Source organism: Pseudomonas sp. CM25 (assembly GCF_013179705.1).
Lineage (GTDB): Bacteria > Pseudomonadota > Gammaproteobacteria > Pseudomonadales > Pseudomonadaceae > Aquipseudomonas.
Genome location: NZ_JABMCW010000473.1, coordinates 1 through 3,256 on the forward strand (window position 1 = coordinate 1; position 3,256 = coordinate 3,256).

At 61.7% G+C, this 3,256-nt stretch carries 4 protein-coding genes; 1 reads left to right on the forward strand and 3 read right to left on the reverse strand.

Annotated features, from left to right (window positions below):
• From HP546_RS28050 to HP546_RS28060, 3 genes are all read right to left on the reverse strand, one after another.
• On the reverse strand, positions 1-820 hold an 820-nt coding region (locus HP546_RS28050; protein ID WP_172232427.1), incomplete at its 3' end, for a glycosyltransferase family 2 protein.
• Complete coding sequence (locus tag HP546_RS28055; protein ID WP_172232421.1) at positions 810-1,427, reverse strand: acyltransferase; 618 nt, start codon at positions 1,425-1,427, stop codon at positions 810-812. The genes HP546_RS28055 and HP546_RS28050, both read right to left, overlap by 11 nt.
• A gap of 106 nt (positions 1,428-1,533) precedes the next feature.
• Positions 1,534-3,000, reverse strand: coding sequence for an FAD-dependent oxidoreductase (locus tag HP546_RS28060; RefSeq protein WP_172232424.1), 1,467 nt, complete (start codon positions 2,998-3,000; stop codon positions 1,534-1,536).
• A 2-nt stretch (positions 3,001-3,002) separates the two neighbouring features.
• Here HP546_RS28060 and HP546_RS31190 point away from each other — a divergent pair.
• The coding region (locus tag HP546_RS31190; RefSeq protein ID WP_218584642.1) for a hypothetical protein at positions 3,003-3,256 on the forward strand (254 nt) is incomplete at its 3' end.

Sequence of the window (3,256 nt, forward strand, 5' to 3'; positions counted from 1 at the left end):
GGGTGACGAGCAGCATGTGCAGGGCCAGGCCCGCCACGCCATGATGCTTGCGGAAGTACAGCAACTCGCTTTCGATCTGGTATGACGAAATCTGCCGGCTGGCCGCCTCCAGCTCGGCCACCGACTTGGAGCTTTCACCGCCGATGTGCACCACCGTGGTATGCGGGTAGAACACCACCTTCCAGCCCGCCTCCTTGACCCGCTTGCAATGGTCGACCTCCTCGTAATAAAGGAAGTAGCGCGGGTCGAACAGGCCGACCTGGTCGAGCACTTCGCGGCGCACCAGGTAGAAACAGCCAGGCAGCCAGTCGCATTCGCGCACCGAGGCATGGTCCCAGTTCATTTCGTCGACCATTTTCAAGCCGGGGAAAAAGCGCCCCAGCCCGGTTCGCCCGACAAACACGTTGAGGGGGGTCGGGAAGTAGCGGCAGCTGGGCTGCAAGTCGCCATCGCGGCCCTCCAGGCGCACGCCCAGCACGCCACACTCCGGGTGGGCATCCATGTAGTCGACGGTTTTCTGCAGGGAGTCGGCGGCGACGAATGCATCGGTGTTCAGCAGCAAGGCGTACTTGCCTTGCAAGTGCGCCAGCAGCTGGTTGTTGGCGCGGCCAAAACCGATGTTCTGCTTGTTGCTCAGCAACAGCGCTTGCGGGCACACCTCGGCCAGGCGCTGCACCGAGTCGTCGGCCGAGGCGTTGTCCACCACCAGGTAGCTGGCCAGCCGTTCGCTGTCGGCCTGGCGCAGCGCATCGAACATGGGCTGCAACAACCCGGCGGTGTTGAAGTTGACCACCATCACATCCACAGGCTTAGCCATTATTGCTGTCCCCGAAGAAATACTGGCGCCGTTGCTCCCTGAGCATCGGTTCTACCTCCGGGTCGTAAGCACCCTTGCGTTGCTTGACGATGTCGATCCACGGGTAGGCTTCGCAGCGTGCCTCCACCCGCTGGATCAACGCCTCGGTGGTGCAGATGAAGGTGGCCGGATTGCCGCCATAGACGGTCCCGGGCGGCACGTCCTTGGTCACCACCGCGCCAGCCGCCACGATCGATTCCGGCCCGATGGTCACGCGGGGCATGACGATGGCACCGTGGCCGATGAAGCAGTTGTCCTTGATGTCGATGAAACCGACCGAGTCCAGGTGCTTGCCGAAGCGGTGTTCGATCAGCAATACCACGCCGTCATGACCGATCAAGGTGCAGTCGGACAACCCCACGCTGTTACCGATGCGTACCAGCGACGGGTCGGTGATGTTGCACCCCTGGTTGACAAAGAAGTTGCTGCCCACCGAGTGGAAACCGCCCCAGCGGGCCAGGTAGGCGCCCCACTCCAGGCCTGTTGGGTTGAAGAACCTCTTGTAGAACGAGGTTCCCCGCCCGGTTGCGTGGACATAACGCGTCACGGCACTACGTATCCATCCCTTCATACTGCCTGGCCTCGCAATCATTGCAATCTGGACTGTCCCTGAGGCGCTTCGGGTCTCGTTCTTCTAGGTACTGACCGCCGCGCACTCAACCCATGTACAACATGCTTCACGCTGCGGCGCCGCTGGCCGCTCTCATCTTGGCATCGAGGTGGTCGGCCAGCCGCACGGCAAACTGCAACAACGGCATGGTCGGGTTGGAGGCGCCGCCCTTGGCAAAGATACTGCTGCCGGCGACGTACAGGTTTTCGGTACCGAACACCTTGCAGTTGGCATCGACAACGCCGTACTGCGGCGAGGCGGCCATGCGCGTGGTGCCCATGTGGTGGGCATGTGGCGCCATTTTCAGTGGTATCGAGGTGTCATAGACGAAGTCGTTGAGCTTGACGAAGCCCAGGTCCATTTCGGCAAACTGCTGGGCCAGTTCGCTGCCGATGCATTTGATGGTATGCCGGTCATCAGCGCTCAGGGCCCAATTGACATTGACCTTGGCCACACCCAGCGCGTCCTTCTCGTCCAGCAGCGAAATGCGGCTTTGCAAGTTGGGAAACTGCTCGATCATGGTGCTGATCACGCCGTCACCGGGGCAGCTGAACTTGGCGACGAACTCGACCTTGCTGGAAATACCCATGTCGCAGGCCAGGTTCTCCAGAAAATGCTTGACCTCGGCCGTGCGCCCATAGGTTTGCACGTCGGCCAGCAATACGGCCGTGACATTGCCTTTACCGGCCTTGTACTCGTCGACGAAGGCATCGGTGGTGTAGTACTGGCGGGGCTCCGGGTCCTGCCCTGACTTGAGGATGAAAGTGCCCAGCTCGATGTTCAGGTGTTCCATGAAACACCCACCGACCAGCCCCTCCTTGCTCACCACGCCTGCCGCCAGCAGTGACTGGCTGTTCAGCAACTGCCGGGCATTCTCGATGGCGCCGGTGGCCAGGATGAAGTTGCTTGCCACCAGGCGCTGACGGTTGTGCTGGTAGTCGGACAACACCACCGCAGCCAGGCGGCCGGAAGCCGTGTCGAACTCCAGGTCGACACAGTTGCAGTTGATGAACACGTCCAGGCCCTTGGTCTGTTCAAGGGCCGTGGCGTATTTCTGCGCGAAACGCGTAGGCGGGCTGAGCAGGAAGCGATCAGGCTCGAAATCGCCGCCGTTGAGCCCGGTATTCATTGCATGGAATTCCGCCCCGCTGGGCAGGTCGACGATCTCCATGGCCGCTGGCAGGTAGCCTTCAATCTCCGAATAGGGGATCGGCCAGCCAGGCAGCTCGCCAGGCGGGGCGAGGGTGAAGTCGGAGGGGGTGAATGGCCGGCAACGGCCGGCCCAGTGGTTGGAGGTGCCCCCCAGGTAACGCAGGCGGGTTTCCTCGGCATACAGTTCCAGGCCCGTGGATTCACAGGCATACAAGCCTTGCGACTGCAGCGCGTGCTCGCGCCCCCCGCCTTCGGCGAGCAGCACGCTCCAGCCAGCGGCGGCCAGGCGCAGGCCCAGCGTGATGCCGGCAGGCCCGGCACCGACAATGCAGAAATCGTAGCTGTCGCGCAGCGTCTTTTGCTGCTGATAGTCATTGATCATGCTTGCGCGTTCCGGAAGTAACGGGACGGCAGGACCCAGCCGTTGATCACAACAAAACCGGGCTTTTCAGCGGATTTGCCAACGACCGCCGACGAAGCGCCAAACACCGCGCCCCCCACGCCCAGCAATACACAACTCTGAAGAAAGCCCCGACGACCCAACTGCGCAGTACAAAACGTAAGCTTCCCCATGATCGCGTGACCTGTACCGTTGAAAGTTTTACCCTGCAAGCTGCGTCACAGCCAGTTGAAGAAGG